Annotated in this window: 13 protein-coding genes and 1 tRNA gene; 5 read left to right on the forward strand and 9 right to left on the reverse strand. The window is 67.3% G+C overall.

Annotation, left to right across the window (positions count from 1 at the left end):
* Positions 1 to 65 precede the first annotated feature (65 nt).
* The 3 genes from queA to QT386_RS05855 all read right to left on the reverse strand — a co-directional run bounded on the left by queA (position 66) and on the right by QT386_RS05855 (position 1673).
* Positions 66 to 1085, reverse strand: a complete 1020-nt coding sequence (queA, locus tag QT386_RS05845; RefSeq protein WP_367401397.1) for a tRNA preQ1(34) S-adenosylmethionine ribosyltransferase-isomerase QueA — start codon at positions 1083 to 1085, stop codon at positions 66 to 68.
* A gap of 20 nt (positions 1086 to 1105) precedes the next feature.
* Positions 1106 to 1193: transfer RNA gene (locus QT386_RS05850), tRNA-Leu, on the reverse strand.
* 72 nt (positions 1194 to 1265) lie between these two features.
* Positions 1266 to 1673 carry a protease inhibitor I42 family protein gene (locus QT386_RS05855; protein WP_289272809.1) on the reverse strand — a complete coding sequence of 136 codons (408 nt, stop codon included), beginning with the start codon at positions 1671 to 1673 and terminating at the stop codon, positions 1266 to 1268.
* A gap of 97 nt (positions 1674 to 1770) precedes the next feature.
* Here QT386_RS05855 and tgt point away from each other — a divergent pair, with 97 nt between their 5' ends.
* On the forward strand, positions 1771 to 2931 hold the full coding sequence (gene tgt, locus QT386_RS05860; protein WP_289272810.1) for a tRNA guanosine(34) transglycosylase Tgt: 1161 nt from the start codon (positions 1771 to 1773) through the stop codon (positions 2929 to 2931).
* 3 nt (positions 2932 to 2934) lie between these two features.
* Here the strand turns inward: tgt and QT386_RS05865 are convergent, their stop codons facing one another.
* Entirely contained in the window at positions 2935 to 3177 is a 243-nt protein-coding gene (locus tag QT386_RS05865; RefSeq protein WP_289272811.1) for a hypothetical protein, read from the reverse strand.
* Positions 3178 to 3526: 349 nt separating this feature from the next.
* Between QT386_RS05865 and QT386_RS05870 the strand changes: the two genes are divergently transcribed.
* Both QT386_RS05870 and QT386_RS05875 read left to right on the forward strand, forming a co-directional pair.
* Positions 3527 to 5104: a DUF1800 domain-containing protein gene (locus tag QT386_RS05870; protein ID WP_289272812.1), complete on the forward strand. Its 1578-nt coding sequence runs from the start codon at positions 3527 to 3529 to the stop codon at positions 5102 to 5104.
* Between the two features lie 5 nt (positions 5105 to 5109).
* Entirely contained in the window at positions 5110 to 6339 is a 1230-nt protein-coding gene (locus tag QT386_RS05875; protein WP_289272813.1) for a DUF1501 domain-containing protein, read from the forward strand.
* Between the two features lie 58 nt (positions 6340 to 6397).
* Here QT386_RS05875 and QT386_RS05880 read toward each other — a convergent pair whose 3' ends face one another.
* Positions 6398 to 7906 (reverse strand): flavin monoamine oxidase family protein, encoded by a 1509-nt coding sequence (locus QT386_RS05880; protein ID WP_289272814.1) that lies wholly within the window; start codon positions 7904 to 7906, stop codon positions 6398 to 6400.
* Between the two features lie 26 nt (positions 7907 to 7932).
* Positions 7933 to 9438 carry a hypothetical protein gene (locus QT386_RS05885; protein ID WP_289272815.1) on the reverse strand — a complete coding sequence of 502 codons (1506 nt, stop codon included), beginning with the start codon at positions 9436 to 9438 and terminating at the stop codon, positions 7933 to 7935.
* 50 nt (positions 9439 to 9488) lie between these two features.
* Between QT386_RS05885 and QT386_RS05890 the strand changes: the two genes are divergently transcribed.
* On the forward strand, positions 9489 to 10145 hold the full coding sequence (locus tag QT386_RS05890) for a TetR/AcrR family transcriptional regulator (protein WP_289272816.1): 657 nt from the start codon (positions 9489 to 9491) through the stop codon (positions 10143 to 10145).
* A gap of 64 nt (positions 10146 to 10209) precedes the next feature.
* On the forward strand, positions 10210 to 11091 hold the full coding sequence (locus tag QT386_RS05895; protein ID WP_289272817.1) for a neutral zinc metallopeptidase: 882 nt from the start codon (positions 10210 to 10212) through the stop codon (positions 11089 to 11091).
* Here the strand turns inward: QT386_RS05895 and QT386_RS05900 are convergent.
* The 3 genes from QT386_RS05900 to QT386_RS05910 all read right to left on the reverse strand — a co-directional run bounded on the left by QT386_RS05900 (position 11088) and on the right by QT386_RS05910 (position 15562).
* Positions 11088 to 12344 (reverse strand): MFS transporter, encoded by a 1257-nt coding sequence (locus QT386_RS05900; protein ID WP_289272818.1) that lies wholly within the window; start codon positions 12342 to 12344, stop codon positions 11088 to 11090. The two genes, QT386_RS05895 and QT386_RS05900, sit on opposite strands and share 4 nt — an antisense overlap.
* A 73-nt stretch (positions 12345 to 12417) precedes the next feature.
* A complete protein-coding gene (gene ggpS / locus QT386_RS05905; protein ID WP_289272819.1) occupies positions 12418 to 14685 on the reverse strand; it encodes a glucosylglycerol-phosphate synthase in 2268 nt (755 codons plus the stop codon).
* 400 nt (positions 14686 to 15085) lie between these two features.
* On the reverse strand, positions 15086 to 15562 hold the full coding sequence (locus QT386_RS05910; RefSeq protein ID WP_289272820.1) for a glutathione peroxidase: 477 nt from the start codon (positions 15560 to 15562) through the stop codon (positions 15086 to 15088).
* Between the last annotated feature and the right edge of the window lie 5 nt (positions 15563 to 15567).

Below are 15567 nucleotides of genomic sequence, written 5' to 3' on the forward strand. Positions count from 1 at the left end.
AGGCTTGAGGGTGGGAGCTTGCTGAAACCCGTTGGAGACGGGATCAGCCCGGCATCTGCTTCTTTTCAGCCGTTCTCGATCAACATCGCATCGCCATAGCTGAAGAAGCGATAGCGCTGTACCACCGCGTGACGGTAGGCTGCCATCAGTCGCTCGTAGCCGCCAAAAGCGCTGACCAACATCATCAGCGTGCTCTCCGGCAGGTGGAAGTTGGTCAGCAGTGCGTCCACCACCGCAAACTTATAGCCCGGCGTGATGAACAGCCGCGTCTCGCCCTCGCCGGGCTGCAGGCCGTTCTGCACCGCAGCGGATTCCAGCGCGCGCGTCACCGTGGTGCCCACCGCCACTACGCGGCCGCCGCGGGCACGCGTATCGGCGATGGCCTGAACCAGGGCAGGGGAGAGCGCGTAGCGCTCGCTGTGCATGCGGTGCTGGCTCAGGTCGTCCACGCGCAGAGGCTGGAAGGTGCCCGCGCCCACGTGCAGCGTCAGCGTTGCCGTGCGCAGTCCGCGTGCGCGTAGCGCTGCGAGCAGCTCCTCGTCGAAGTGCAGGCCCGCGGTGGGCGCCGCCACCGCGCCGGGGTTCTGCGCGAACACGGTTTGGTAGCGTTCCGCGTCCTCACCGTCGGGCGTGTGGGTGATGTAGGGCGGCAGCGGCAGGCGACCGGCGCGCTGCAGGAAATCCATGACCGTGCCCGGCCCCTCGTAGCGCAGGCGGAACAGGTCGTCATCGCGGCCCAGCACCGTCAGGCGGTCTTCGCCGATCTCGACCAGGCCACCGGCCTGGGGCTTCTTGCTGACGCCGAGTTGTGCCAGGAACTCGTGCTCGTCCAGCACGCGCTCCACCAGGATCTCCACCTTGCCGCCGCTGGGCTTGCGCCCGAACAAGCGAGCCGGGATCACGCGCGTATCGTTGAACACCAGCAGGTCGTCGGGCCGCAGCAGCTCCGGTAGCTCACGCACCTGGCGGTCGGCCAGGTTGCCACCGGCCTGCAGATGCAGCAGGCGGCTGGCCGAGCGGCGGGCCGCCGGGTGCTGGGCGATCAGCTCGTCCGGCAGCTCGTAGTGGAAATCCGATTTGCGCATCGCGCCGACGACCGAAGAAGTGGTGCCCGGGGAGAGACTCGAACTCTCATATGGGGTTGCCATGGCAGATTTTGAGTCTGCTGCGTCTACCGATTCCGCCACCCGGGCAGGCAGGGGGGCGCATTATAGCGGCCCGATGGGGGAACGTCGGCTCCCCCATCGTTTTTCCTTTGGCTGGCCTTACTTCTCTACCTTAACCGTATAGGTCAGCACCTTCTCCGCCGGGGTCTGCATGCCCCAGGGGCGGCGGTACTCCATGCGCACGGTGGTCTCGCCGTAGGCGGTGGGCAGGAAGGTCCAGGTCTCGGTGCCGCCGGCGCCGACCATGCCGTCACGGGCCGATTCGCTGGGGGTATAGACTGGCTCGCCCGACTTGGCCAGTACCGGGTTGACCGGGTTGGCCCAGATCCAGCGGTAGCCGGTGGTGTGGTTGGACACTAGGTTCAGTCGCAGCGCCTGCTTGGGCGCCAGACTGACGGTCTTGCCGGAATCGGCCGCCGCCAGTTCCACCGGCTTGGCCGGGCCCATCATGGCGCAGCCGGACAGGGAGACGGCCGCCAGCAGGCCGGTGAGGATGAGCTTACGCATTCGGGACCCCTCGGTATGGTCTTGTTATGCCCCTAAAACTACCACGCCGCGCCGCGGTTTCCCTATGGGCGGGCCGCTACTCGGCGATAATGGGCGGATGAAATTCGAACTGCTTCACACCGACGGCCAGGCCCGCCGCGGTCGCCTGCAGCTGCAGCACGGCACCGTGGAGACGCCGGTGTTCATGCCGGTGGGCACCTACGGCACGGTCAAGGCGATGACGCCGGAGGACCTGCGCGGCATCGGTGCCCAGATCATCCTGGGCAACACCTTCCACCTGATGCTGCGCCCGGGGGCGGAGATCATCCGTGCCCACGGCGGCCTGCACGGCTTCATGAACTGGAACGGCCCGATCCTGACCGACTCCGGCGGCTTCCAGGTCTGGAGCCTGTCCGGCCTGCGCAAGATCACCGAGGAGGGCGTGAAGTTCCAGTCACCGGTAAATGGTGACCGTATCTTCCTGACGCCGGAGCGCTCCATCGAGGTCCAGCACGCGCTGAACTCCGACATCGTCATGCAGTTCGACGAGTGCACGCCGCACCCCGCCACCGAGAAGCAGGTCCGCGCCAGCATGGAGCTGTCGGCCCGCTGGGGCCTGCGCTGCAAGACCGCCCATGGCGACAACCCCAACGCGCTGTTCGGTATCGTGCAGGGCGGCATGTCGGCGGAACTGCGGCGCGAGTCGCTGCAGCGCCTGCTGGAGATCGGCTTCGACGGCTACGCCCTGGGTGGACTGTCGGTGGGGGAGACCGAGGCGGAGCGGCTTTCGGTGCTGGACGCCATCGGCCCGTCGCTGCCGGCCGGTCACCCGCATTACCTGATGGGCGTCGGCACGCCGCGCGACCTCGTGCAGGCCGTGGGGCGGGGCATCGACATGTTCGACTGCGTGATGCCCACCCGCAACGCGCGCAACGGGCATCTGTTCACCAGCGAAGGCGTGATCAAGATCCGCAACGCCAAGCACCGGGCAGACCAGGGGCCGCTGGACCCGAAGTGCGGCTGCTACACCTGCCGCCACTACACCCGTGCCTACCTGCATCACCTCGACAAATGCGAGGAGATGCTGGGCGGGCAGCTCAACACCATTCACAACCTGCACTACTACCAGGAGCTGGCGCGGCGCATGCGCCAGGCGATCGAGCAGAACCGCTTTGCTGTCTTCTCCGCGGAGTTCCTGGCCTCGCCGGAGGGCGCGCCCTCCAAGACCGCGGCCGGCGAAGCCGGGGCTCCCGTGGAATCCCAGCCGGCCGCGGAGTAGCCCCTAGCGGGCCGCGATCGCCAGCGCGCCGGTGGTGGCGGCCGGCGGCAGGCTGAAGCCGCTCATCGAGCCGGCCAGGGCCAGGTCGATCAGCGACATCTGCTGCTGGATCCTCGCCTCCAGGGCGGACGTGCGGGCGGCCTGGGTCAGGTCGTGATCGATCGCCTGGGCTTGGTCGCCGGCCTGGGTCAGGGGAGCTGCCAGCAGTGCGGTGAGCACCGCGGCAATCTTCAGTCGGGTCTTCATGCTGTGCCTCCTTCAAGGCTGGTTGTTGCAGTGCAACAAGACTAACAAAACGGTCAGTATGTTGCAACGCACAACTTTTCTATTGACCCGATAGTCATTTTATTAAGTAATATTTAATCAATGACTTGCGATGTAGTGCTTTTCCGCATACTGTCGCAAGTGACGTCGATTTCTTGACGTCAGCGAAAGTGTCGGAAATGCCAATGCCTGAGTACGCAATGGCGCTCGCCTTTCGTTCACGGACACTAGTCAAAATCCGACATCGGCCTGGCCAGGGTGTGGCTAGGCTATCCATGGGGCGCGATCCGGCAGCCAATCCAGGCTCGCCAAGGCGCAGGGAGTCAAAAGAATGCTCACGATGAATCGCCGCGCCTTCCTCGAGGCGGCGGGGTACACCTCGGCCGCCGGATTGCTGGGCGGCTTCTGGCAACAAGCCAATGCCATGACGCCGGCCCAGGTCGCCGGCACCGACCAGGACCTGCACCTGCTGCGCCGCATCAGCTTCGGCCCCACCGACACGGCGCTGGCCCGCGTACGCAAGATCGGCCGCGCCGCCTACATTGAAGAGCAGCTCACGGCGCGCGACCTTCCCACCGGCCTGCTCGCCGCGGCGCTGTATCCGCGCATCGACACCGCCGGCGCCGGCATCTACCTGACCTCGCTCACCGGCGGCAATCCGGAAGGACACATCCTGGACCTGCAGAGCGCCGCAATCTACAAGGCGCTGTTCTCCAGCGCGCAGCTGTTCGAGGTGATGGTCGATTTCTGGAACGACCACTTCAACACCTACATCCGCAAGAACCCGGTACCGCTGAAGATCGACTTCGATCGCGCGGCGATCCGGCCCAATGCGATGGGCAACTTCAAGACGCTGCTGAAGAAGACGGTGCGCAGCGCCGACATGCTGCACTACCTCGACAACTGGCTGAACCGCAAAGGCCAGATCAACGAGAACTACGCCCGTGAGCTGCTGGAGCTCCACACCATGGGCAAGGGCAACTACACCGAGGCCGACATGAAGGCCCTGGCGCGCATCCTCAGCGGCCTGGGCTACATCAGCGACCTGCCGCTGAGCGTCGCGCTCTACGGCACCGTGCAGTTCAACGCCACCCAGCACGACACCAGCCAGAAGACCTTCCTCGGCCAGAACTTCCCGGCCGGCGGCGGCCAGGCCGAGATCGACCGCGCCCTGGACCTGATCCTGGATCACCCGGCCACCGCGAAGCACATCGCCGGCAAGCTGTGCCGCCGCTTCGTCTCCGACAACCCGCCGGCCTTGCTGGTCAACGCCGTGGCCGCTACCTTCACCAGCACCGGCGGCGACATCAAGGCGATGCTGCGTCAGATCCTGAACTCCGCGGAGTTCGCCGCCAGCACCGGCGCCAAGCTCAAGCGCCCGCAGGACGCCATGATCGGCGCGCTGCGCGCCTGCGGCATCAACCGCGTGGATCACCTGGCCGGCACCGACATGTTCGGCATTCCCGTCGCCAATCCGGCGGGCCTGCTGTTCACCGCCCTGAACAAGGCCGGCCACGCACCCTTCATGTGGGCCGCGCCCAACGGCTATCCGGACACGGCCGACTACTGGGGCAACACCAACAGCATGCTCTACCAACAGAAGTACCTAGTGAAGCTGGTGGAGGGCGTCAGCTACAGCTACATCCTGGCGCGCCCGCTGATCCTGCTGCAGGGAGGGCAGTCCGTGGCCGGCAACGTCACCCGCGCCAAGACCCCGCGCGAGGCCGTGGACAACGCCATCGCCAACCTGCTGTTCCAGCCGCTGCCGGCTTCGGTGCGCGCCCTGGCGATCTCCTTCGTCGCCCAGGAGGCCTCGCCCGATGCGGTGATGGACCCCGCGACGCTGGAGCGTCGCGTCAAGGGCCTGGTCTTCGCCCTGCTGGCTTCGCCGTGGTTCCTGCTGAGGTAATTCCCATGTCGCTCAACCTGCGTACCACCCTCAGCAACCTGCTGCCCACCGCCAAGCCGGCCGCAGCTCCCGCCACCACGGCCGCGCCCGCCGCTGCTCCGGCCGCCGCCGCGCGCAGCACGGTCGCCAGCAAGTCCGTCAACGATCACACCCTGGTCGTGGTGTTCCAGCGCTTCGCCGCCGACTGGATCAACATGCTGGTGCCCTACGGAGACCCGGACTACGCCGTCCTGCGTCCCAACCTCAAGGTCACCAACCCGGTGGTGCTGGACAGCTTCTTCGGCCTCAACCCGGGCCTGAATGCGCTCAAGCCGATCTACGACGCCGGCCGCCTGGGCTTCGTCACCGCCACCGGCTGGATTCCGCTGGACTCGCGCGACCGCTCGCACTTCTACGCCCAGACCCTGGCCGAGGCCGGCGCGCGCGCCGGCGTCACCGGCGGCTGGCTCGGCCGCACCATGCTGCGCACGCCGGCCACCGACAACATCTGGTCCGCCATCGCCGCCGAGAACTCCATCCCGGCGAGCCTGCAGGGCTACCCGGGCGCCATCGCCGTGCGTGACTTCGCCGACCTGGACCACGGCTCCACCATGGGCATCGCCGTCACCGCCCTGATCGAAGCCGTGGCCGAGCTCGCCGGCCCTCCGGGTGACACCACGCGCAACCTGGCGCAGGGCATGCGCGCGCTTACCGAGACGCCGCCGCCGGCTCCCACCGTCACCTATCCCAACACCGCACTCGGCGGTGGCCTGCGAGTCGCCGCGCAGGCGATCCGCGCCGGCATGTCGCCGCGCGTGGTCACGGTGAATTCCGAGGACGACTGGGACACCCACGTGACCCAGGCCTCGCGCCACGCCGTCTCGCTGCCCAACTTCGCCAACGCTCTGGTCGCCTTCCACAACGATCTCGGCAACCTGATGGACAAGGTCACCGTCGTCACCATGACCGAATTCGGCCGCAAGGCCCGCGAGAACTTCGGCGGCACCGACCACGGCACCGCCTCGTCGATGCTGGTGATGGGTGGCGGCGTGATCGGCGGCCGCGTCCACGGCCAGTGGCCGGGCCTGTCGCCGCAGGCCCTGTTCCAGAACGAAGACCTCGAGCCCACTACCGACTTCCGCGCCGTGCTGGGCGAAATCCTGGCCAAGCGCTTGGGCGTGAGCCTGGCCGACCTCGAGCAGGTTTTCCCGGGCGGCTATGCCGGGCAGGGCAACTGGCGGAATTTCTTGGCGTAGTGCCGTTTCCCCGCGCGGGCAACGCAAGCGTTGCCCACGCGGTCCCCGCAGGGATGTGCTAAGCCCGCGCCGCGACCACCTCCGTCGCCGCCCGCTCGCCCGAGCGGATTGCGCCATCGAAATACCCGTTCCACAGCTCGGCGGTTTCCGTGCCTGCCCAGTGCAGGCGGCCGATCGGCGCGCGCAGCGCTTCGCCGTAGTCCAGCCACACGCCCGGCGGGAAGATGCCGGCGTAGCAGCCGCGGGTCCACTCCTCCGATGCCCAGTTCTGCTCGATGTACTGCAGCGGATTGCGCGCCTGCTCGCCGAAGTAGCGCACGAAACTTTCGATGGTGCCCTGGCGGCGCTGCTCGGGTGTCTGGCGCAGTACGGCGCGGCCGTCGGAGCCCTCGATGAATCCCATCATGACGCCGATGTGGCCGTCCGGCGGCGAGTTGTCGAAGGTCAGCTTCACCGGCCCCACGTCGCTGGTGGCCTGGCCGTTGAGGCCGGCCTCGCGCCAGAAGGGCTTGGGATAGACGCACTGCACCTTGATCACCGTGCCCATCGGCAGGCGCTGCGTCAGCTGGTCGCGCAGGCCATCCAGTGCCGGCGCGTAGCGGATGCGCCCGGCCAGTGTCGGCGGGATCGCCACGATGGCGCGCTGCGCCTTAACCTCGAAGCCATCGCCGCGCAGGGTTACGCCTTGGTCGCCATGCTCGATGCGCAGCACCGGCGCATTGAGCAGGATGCGGTCGCTGCCCAGGGCCTCCGCCATGCCCAGCGCGATGCGCTGCGAGCCACCGACGATGCGCGAGTCCTGCGCGCCGCCCTCGGTGTTTATCAGGTTTTCCAGGCTGCCGGCGGAGCGGATGTAGAACAGCACGCCGAGCAGCGACAGGTCGCGCGGCTGCGCCGAGAACACCGACTCGATGGCCAGTTGCAGCAGGGCGCGGCCGTTGTCGCTGAACAGGTTGCCGTCGATCCAGCTCTGGAAGGTCTCGCTGTCCCATTCCGCGGCCTTCGGCGCGGTCCAGGGTTTGTCCAGTGGCACGTCGGCCGCCATGCTGTTGAGCCGCATGATCGCCACCTGGGCCTCCACCGCGCCCAGGAAGGCGCCGGGCGGGATGCGTCCGGCATACTCGGAGCGCCGGCCGCCGCGGAAATCCACCAGCTTGCCGGTGTTGAAGGTCTTGAAGGTCGACAGGCCCAGTTCCTGGATCATCGCCAGCACGCGATCCTGCGTCGGGCCCACCCACTGGCCGCCCACTTCCACCACCGTGCCGGGTTGAGCGCCCGGCGCGGTGACGGCGCGGTTCAGCGTGCGGCCGCCCACGCGGTCGCGCGCCTCCACCACCAGCACCTTGCGGCCGGCGGCCACCAGTTGCCGCGCCGCCGACAGCCCGGCCAACCCGGCGCCGACGATGGCGATCTCGGCCTGGTAGCGGCCCTGTGGGCCGCCGGGCGCCGCGGCCTGGGCGCTGCCCACCGGGCTGCTGTTGCCGCAGCCCGGGATCAGTGCGCCGGCGCCGAGTGCCGCGGCACCGGTGAGCAGGCGGCGACGGGCAAGATCCTTGATGTCTTCCATGGGGGGTCCTGGATAAGCGGTTGGGTTCAGCGTGTGAGGTCGGCCCACACGGCGGTTTCGAGGTAATCGTTTTCCAACGCGTCGCCGCTGCCGGGTGCGAGTTGCGCGCCGGTGGCCAGCAGTGCCGTGCGCGGCGCGTCGGCTGTGACCCAGGGGGCCAGCTCCAGGAACTCGGGCTTTCCGCCCTGGAATGCCTGGTACCAGTCCACGTCGACACCGGGTTCGAATTCGAGATTGCCGACGTAGTGGCGTAGCGGTGCCTGCGCCGCACGCTCGGTGATCGCGCTCTGGCCGTCGAAGGCCAGGTCCAGCAGATTGCCGACCAGGTGCGCGGTGATGTTGTAGCGGAAGCCCACCGTGGGCTCCGCCACGGTGCGCCAGGTGCTGTTCATCCACTCCAGCGGCTGCCAGCCGCCAGCGTAGTGGGCGGCCCAGCGCCCGGGGTTGGCCTCGGCCTGGATCACCACGTCCACGCCCAGCGCGTCCATGCAAGGCATATAGCTGGCGGGGATATCGGCGCAGGGCTCGAAGCCCGCCGGGCGCCGGCCGAACTCGTAGCCCCACTGGAAGGCGGGCAGGGACGTGGCGAAACCCAGGCGGAAGCCCTCCACCTCCACGCCCGCCGCGTTGGCCAGGCCAGCCTCGCCCGTGGCCGGGCCTTCGTCCAGGCCCAGCACGTTGAGCTCGATGTCGGTCAGCGGCACCTTCTGGTTGGCGAACAGCAGGTTGGTCTCGCCGCGCGGGGCATCCGGGTGCAAGTCGCGCGGGCCCCATAGGAAGGTGACGTTGGCGACGTGGTTGCTGGTGGCCACGTAGACCTCGTCCACGTCCGCGAGGTCAGGGTCCTTGAACAGCGCGATCTCCAGCGGATCGCGCGAGGCACGGTAGGGCGCCTGGTTGTTGGAGGCCACCACGTAGACGCCGTAGTCGCGCGCGATGTCGGAGAAGGTCTGAGAGAAGGCGCGGGCGAAGGTGTCGGTGGCCGCCAGGAACACCTGCTTGCGCGGATCGGTGAGCGGGAAGCGCAGCTGGTAGGCCAGCACCTGCGGCAGATAGGCGGTATTGAGCAGGCCCAGCGCGCCGAGGATGCCCAGCGGCAGGGCGTCGCCAGTGGGCGCACGCAGCGGCGTCTGCGCCTGCGCGCGCACCAGTGCGCCGCGCGAGCCGGTTGCGATGGTCATCAGCCCCGCGTCCTCGTTGAACACCACCAGGGTCGGCAGGCCGGGGCGCATCACCGGCACTACGTGCTCCTCCATCAGGCAGCGCATCTTGCGGCGGAAGGCGGCGTAGTCGCCGACGTGGCGGATCTCCTGCTTGTACTGCAGGGCCACCGCGCGCAGCCGCGCGCCGGCCTGCGCCGTACCGGTGGCGGCTTGCCAGCGCGCCGGCCGCAGCGCCGCGCATTCGGCCAGCGTCGGGCGTTCGAAGGTGGGTGGCGTCACCGGTGTCGCGACCGGCGTGCTGCTTTGGCCACAGCCGGCCAGCAGGGTGGCAGCCAGGCCCGCCGCGACTGCGAGAGTCCCCTTGCTCATCCACCCGCCCCTTATTTATTGTACGTGTACGAAAAATAAGGCCGAGGGCCATGGCGAGTCAAACCGGCAAGGGCGGCGAGGGCGGCGAGGCGGAAGCGGGCGCTGCGCGCGGGCGGCCGCGCCGCAGCGTCGATCTGGAGCAGGCGGTGCGTCAGCGCGTCATCGAGGCCGCGCGCGGCCTGTTCGCCAGCGAAGGTTTCGAGGCGGTGAGCATGCGCCGCATCGCCGCCGTGGCCGGCTGCAGCACCATGGGCCTGTACGGCTATTTCCGCAGCAAGAACGACATCCTGCGCTACATCTGGGAGGACTTCTTCGTCGAACTGTTCGCCGGCATCGAGTCCGCCGCGCGGCGTGGCACGGCGGCGCAGCGCCTGCGCCGTGCCTGCCTGGCCTATATCGACTACTGGTGCGACCAGCCCGAGCGCTACCGCATGGTCTACCTCAACCAGGACCAGGCCGAGCCTGGCGAGCAGTTGTACGTCGAAACCTCGGCGATCCTGGAGCGCTTCGACCTGTTCCGCCGGCTGGTGGAAGCCGCGCAGGCGGAAGGCAGTGCCCATCCGGGCGATCCGCAACTGCTGGGCGAGGCGCTGCTGTGCTCGCTGCTGGGACTCTGTCACTCGCTGGTCACGATCCCCGAGTACCCCTGGAAGCCGCGCGCAAGGTTGCTGGACGCGGTGCTGGGCCAGGTGCTGAGGCCGGCCTGAGCCGACCCTTGCGCTGGCGTCGCCCGCGATGGAGGATCGCGGCAGGCCTCGGAGGGATCGGTGCATGAAATGGCGCGGCGGTCAGCGTAGCGACAACGTGGTGGACGTGCGCGGCTCCGGCCGTCGCGGCTTCGGCGGCGGGGGAGGTGGCGGCAAGCTCGGCCTCGGCGGCATCGCCATCGTCGTGGTGCTGAGCCTGCTGCTGGGCAAGAACCCGCTGGAGATGTTGGGCCTGGTTTCGCAGGTGACCGAGGGCATGAGCCCACCGGCGCAGCAGCAGGGTGTGCCGCCACCCGCCAATGACGAGGGCGCCGACTTCGTGCGCGCCATCCTGGGCGAGACCGAGGCGGTCTGGGGCGAAATCTTCCAGCAGTCCGGGCTCCAGTACGAGCAGCCCAGGCTGATCCTGTTCTCCGGCGGCGTGGATTCCGCCTGCGGCAGCGCCACCTCCGCCTCCGGCCCGTTCTACTGCCCGGGCGACCATCAGGTCTACCTGGACATGTCCTTCTTCCGGGACATGCAGCAGCGCCTGGGCGGCGGCGGCGACTTCGCCTATGCCTATGTCATCGCCCACGAGGTGGGCCATCACGTGCAGACGCTGCTCGGCGTCAGTGCCAAGGTCAACGAGGCGCGCCGCCGCGGCCAGAACGTGCAGGGTGATGGCGGCCTGCTGGTGCGCCAGGAACTGCAGGCGGACTGCCTCGCCGGCGTCTGGGCCAACCGTTCGGAAAAGAAGCTGCAATGGCTGGAGAGTGGCGACGTCGAGGAGGCCCTGAACACCGCCACCGCGATCGGCGACGACCGCCTGCAGAAGCAGTCGCAGGGCCACGTGGTGCCCGACGCGTTCAGCCACGGCACCTCGGAGCAGCGCGTGCGCTGGTTCCGCGCCGGTTTCGAGTCGGGCGACCCCAACGCCTGCGACACCTTCAAGGCCGGCCGTCTCTAGGCAGCCGGCCCTGCTTCTGGCGTAGTGTCTTCGGTCGTCGGTGCAATTAGTTCCAGGGCCGCTGGCGTGGTGCGCACCATCGGCTGGAAGGGCGTATGGGCCTCGGGCCCCTGCGGCGAGATCCACAGGCGCCAGGCTGCATAGGTGGCCAGCAGGCCCAGCATCAAGGCGAAGTGCAGCATCAGTGCGGTCGGCCCCAGCCATTCCATGAGTAGGCCGGCCAGGAAGGGTCCCAGCACCGCGCCCGCGCCATGCAGCAGCAACAGGCTGCCGGCGCCGCGCAACAGGTCCTCGGGGCGCAGGCGGTCGTTGGTCAGCGCGATGCTGACCGGATAGATCGCAAAGGCCAGGCCGCCGAACAGGAACATGCCGCCCAGCAGTAGTAGCGAGCGCTCCAGCGGCAGCAGGAACAGGCCCAGCGCCGTGGCGGCGGAGGCCAGGGTCAGAAGGAACAGGACGCGTCGGCGATCTCCGCCGCGGTCCGACCAGCGGCCGATGGGCAATTGCAGTAGCGCACCGCCCAGGATCGCGGCGCTCATGAAGGCGGCGACGCCACTGCCCTGGAAACCCAGTTGCTGGGCGGCCGCCGGACCCATGCCCCAGAACGCGCTGAGTGCCAGCCCCGAGCCCACGGCACCGGCGATGCCCACGGGCGCGAGTGTGTAGAGCGCCCGCAGGCTCAGGTGCGGAGCCTGCGTGACGGTGGGCTGTGCCACCGAGGTCAGTGCCACCGGCACCAGCGATAGCGACAGCAGCATCGCCGCCACGCCAAACAGTTCGAAGCCTTGTACCGGGTATAGCGCCAGCAGCGTCTGGCCGGCGGCCAGGCCGCCGAAGTTGACGGCCATGTAGCCGGCGAATACCTGGCCGCGCGTGGACGGTTCGGCCTGCGCGTTGAGCCAGCTTTCCACGACCATGTACAGGCCGACCAGGCAGATGCCGGTCAGCAGGCGCAGCAGCAGCCAGGCCAGCGGATGCACCAGCAGGCCCTGCAGCAGGGCTGCGCTGGAGGCCAGCGCGGCGAAGATCGCGAACGCGCGGATGTGTCCGACGCGCGTGATGATGCGCGGATTGACGAAGGTGCCGAGCAGGAAGCCAGCGAAGTAAGCCGACATCATCAGGCCGATGGTGCGGCCCGACCAGCCTTCGGCGGCGCTGCGCACGCCCAGCAGCGTGCCGAACAGGCCGTTGCCAGCCAGCAGCAGGGCAACCCCGAACAGCAGCGACGAGATCGGCAACAGGCGCTTCATCATGCGAGGGCGTGGCAAGCGATGCAGGCCTGTTCAGACCTTGGCGAGCCGCCGGGGTTCCGATGCCGTGCCTGGCTTAGCCTTTGATGCTGCGTGCTGCCGGCTTGCGCGCGGGCTGCGGGGACTTCGCGTGGGTGGCGGCAAGGAAATCGTCGCCCCAGCGACGCACGTCGTAGTGGCTGACGATGTCGAAGAGCTGGCGCATGCGCGCGCCAGCTTCGGCACGGCCCATGTTGAGACCCAGGTAGCAGGCGTTCTTCAGGTCCATCACGTCGTGCGGATTGGTCAGGATGGCGCCCTTGAGTTCCGCCGCGGCGCCGGCGAACTCGGACAGCACCAGCACACCGCGGCCCTTGCTCAGGCCTTGCGTGGCGATGTACTCCTTCGCCACCAGGTTCAGGCCGTCGCGCAGCGGCGTGATCCACATCAGGTCCGCCATGGCGTAGTAGGCCACCACGTCGTCGAAGGGCAGGGCGCGGAAGAAGAACTGCACCGGTGTCCAGCCCACGCGCGAGTAGTGGCCGTTGATGCGCCCAACTGCCTGCTCGATGCTGTGCTGCAGGTTGCGGTAGACCGTCATCTCCTTGGCGGCCGGCACGCAGACCGTGATCAGCGTGACCTTGCCCTGCAGTTCCGGATGCTCCTCCAGCAGCTTCTCGAAGGCCTGCAGCTTCTCCAGGGTGCCCTTGGTGTAGTCCAGACGCTCCACCGACAGGATCAGGCGACGCCCATTGAGCGACTGCCGCAGCTCGGCCATGCGCTTCTGCACCGGCGCCCGCGACAGGGCCTGCTCGATGCGGCCCAGGTCGGTGCCGACCGGGTGTGCGCCCAGGCGGATGCGTCGGTCGCCGACGTCAATGCAGGTGCTGTAGTTCTCCAGTCCCACGGCGCAACCGTAGGTGATGAAGCGCGGGGCGCAGCTGCGCCGCTCGATGACCCGCACCGGGGCTGCGCCGCGCACCACGTCGACGAAGTTCTCCACCTGGCGCGGGATGTGGAAGCCCACGTAGTCGCATTGGAGCAGGCTGCCGACGATGGCGCGGCGCCAGGGGATCACGTTGAAGACGTCGGCGGAAGGGAAGTAGGTATGGTGGAAGAACGCGATCTTCAGGTCAGGGCGCAGCTCGCGCAGTGTGGCCGGCACCATCCACAGGTTGTAGTCGTGGATCCAGACCGTGGCGCCCTCGGCGGCCTCGGCCGCCGTGCGTTCGGCGAAGAGCCGGTTGATCTTCAGGAATACCTGCCAGTGGTCTTCGCGGAACTGGGCACGTTCCCAGAAGGTGTGCAGGGTTGGCCAGAACGCCTCCTTGGAGAACTGGCGGTAGAAGATGTCCACTTCCTGCTTGCTCAACGCCACCCGGGCGGCGGTGAGCCGCGGATAGCGCAGCGGATCGACGGTGCTCTGCGGCTCGAACGGCCCGCGCTTGGGGTCGTTGACGGCCCAGGCTACCCAGGCCCCGCGGCGCCCGTCGGCGAAAAAGCTCAGCAGGGTCGGCATGATGCCGTTGGGCGATTTGGGCATCACGCGCCGCAACTGGCCGTCCTCGACGATCTCGTCGTAGGGCATGCGGTGATAGACGATCACCAGGTCGGAGCGTCCAGTCTCCGCAGGCGGGGCGGCGAGGGCGTCGATGCCGGCGCTGCCGATGAAGCCGAAGTACTCCAGGGCTTCCAGGATGCCGCCACAGCCCCTGGAGTCGGCGTGCAGCACCCTGGCGTTGCCCTGCGTAGCCTGCAACAGCCAAGACTCCGAATCGCCCACGCAGACCCCCTTGAAGCCCTGCTGGAACATCGACAGGTCGTTGAGGGTGTCCCCAGCGACCAGCACGCGCTCCTGCGGGATGCCCAGGTGGTCGATCAGCCCCATGAGGGTGCTGCCCTTGTTGACCCCGCGAGGCAGCACGTCCAGGTACAGGTCGGCCGAATACAGCAGTTCGCAGCCGAGCTCGCCCACGGCTTGCTGCAGGCCATCGGTAATCGCGGCCTCGCCGCAGAAGTAGGAGCAGCGGCGTTCCTGCGGAACGTCCTGGCGCCGCAGGCCGAAATGCTCCAGCGAGGCCGCGACCACCTGGTCGCCGGGCCACAGGGCGCCGATGCGGCTCTGCAGCGGCTCGACCGGCTGCAGGCTGTGGCCGTCCACCACCGTGGCGCCCACGTCGCAGACGATGTAGTCGGGCTTGGGCAGGGCGGGATCGGCCAGCAGTGGCAGGACCGAGTCCAGGCCGCGCCCGGTGACGTAGGCCAGCCGGATGTCCGGGTGGCGGGTGACGAGCTGGTACAGGCGCAGTCGATCCTCGGGGGTGCCGGCGAGGAAGGTGCCGTCCAGGTCCGTGGCAAGAAGCATGCGCATTCTCCCTGTAGTGTTTTCTAGGAATGGCGCACCGCCGTCTGACGGTACAAATGAACTCACATTTTATTCAAATAATGAAAATATTCAAATTTTTAATGAAAAAATCCGAAAAATTGACATTATTATGTCTATTAAAATTACTTGGACCTAACGATTCATGCAGATAAATATAAAGGATTCTTTTATTGAATTGAGATGAATTAATGTTTTAACAACAGCATTAAATTCTCTGCGAAATGGCTTTTATAAATTCATCGATCGACGCCAGTAAAGGCTACTGAATTCGGATATTGATTTCTTATTCATCGAAAAAAGTATGTGATTATTTATTTAATAAATCTTCACGGCCGGGCACAAAAAAGGCCCCTTGCGGGGCCTTTAATCGTTCGCAGGCTCAGAGCAGCGCCGCGATGTCCTTCTCGATCTTCTCCGGCGTGTCCATCGAGCCGTAGCGCTTCACCACGTTGCCGCTCTTGTCGACCAGGAACTTGGTGAAGTTCCACTTGATGCCCTCGGTGCCGAGGATGCCGGGGGAGGCGGTCTTCAGGTACTTGTAGAGCGGGTGGGCGTTGTCGCCGTTGACGTCGATCTTGGCGAACAGCGGGAAGCTGACGTCATACGAGAGCGAGCAGAAGTTCTTGATCTCGTTCTCGTCGCCCGGCTCCTGGTGGCCGAACTGGTCGCAGGGGAAGCCCAGCACCGCCAAGCCCTTGTCCTTGTTGCGGCGGTAGACCTCTTCCAGGCCCTTGTACTGCGGCGTGAAGCCGCACTTGCTGGCCACGTTGACGATCAGCAGCACCTTGCCGCGGTAGGCGTCCAGCGACTGGCTCTGGCCGTCGATGGTCTTGGCTTCGAATCCGTACACACTCATCGTCG

Source organism: Solimonas sp. SE-A11 (assembly GCF_030345715.1).
Lineage (GTDB): Bacteria > Pseudomonadota > Gammaproteobacteria > Nevskiales > Nevskiaceae > Solimonas_A.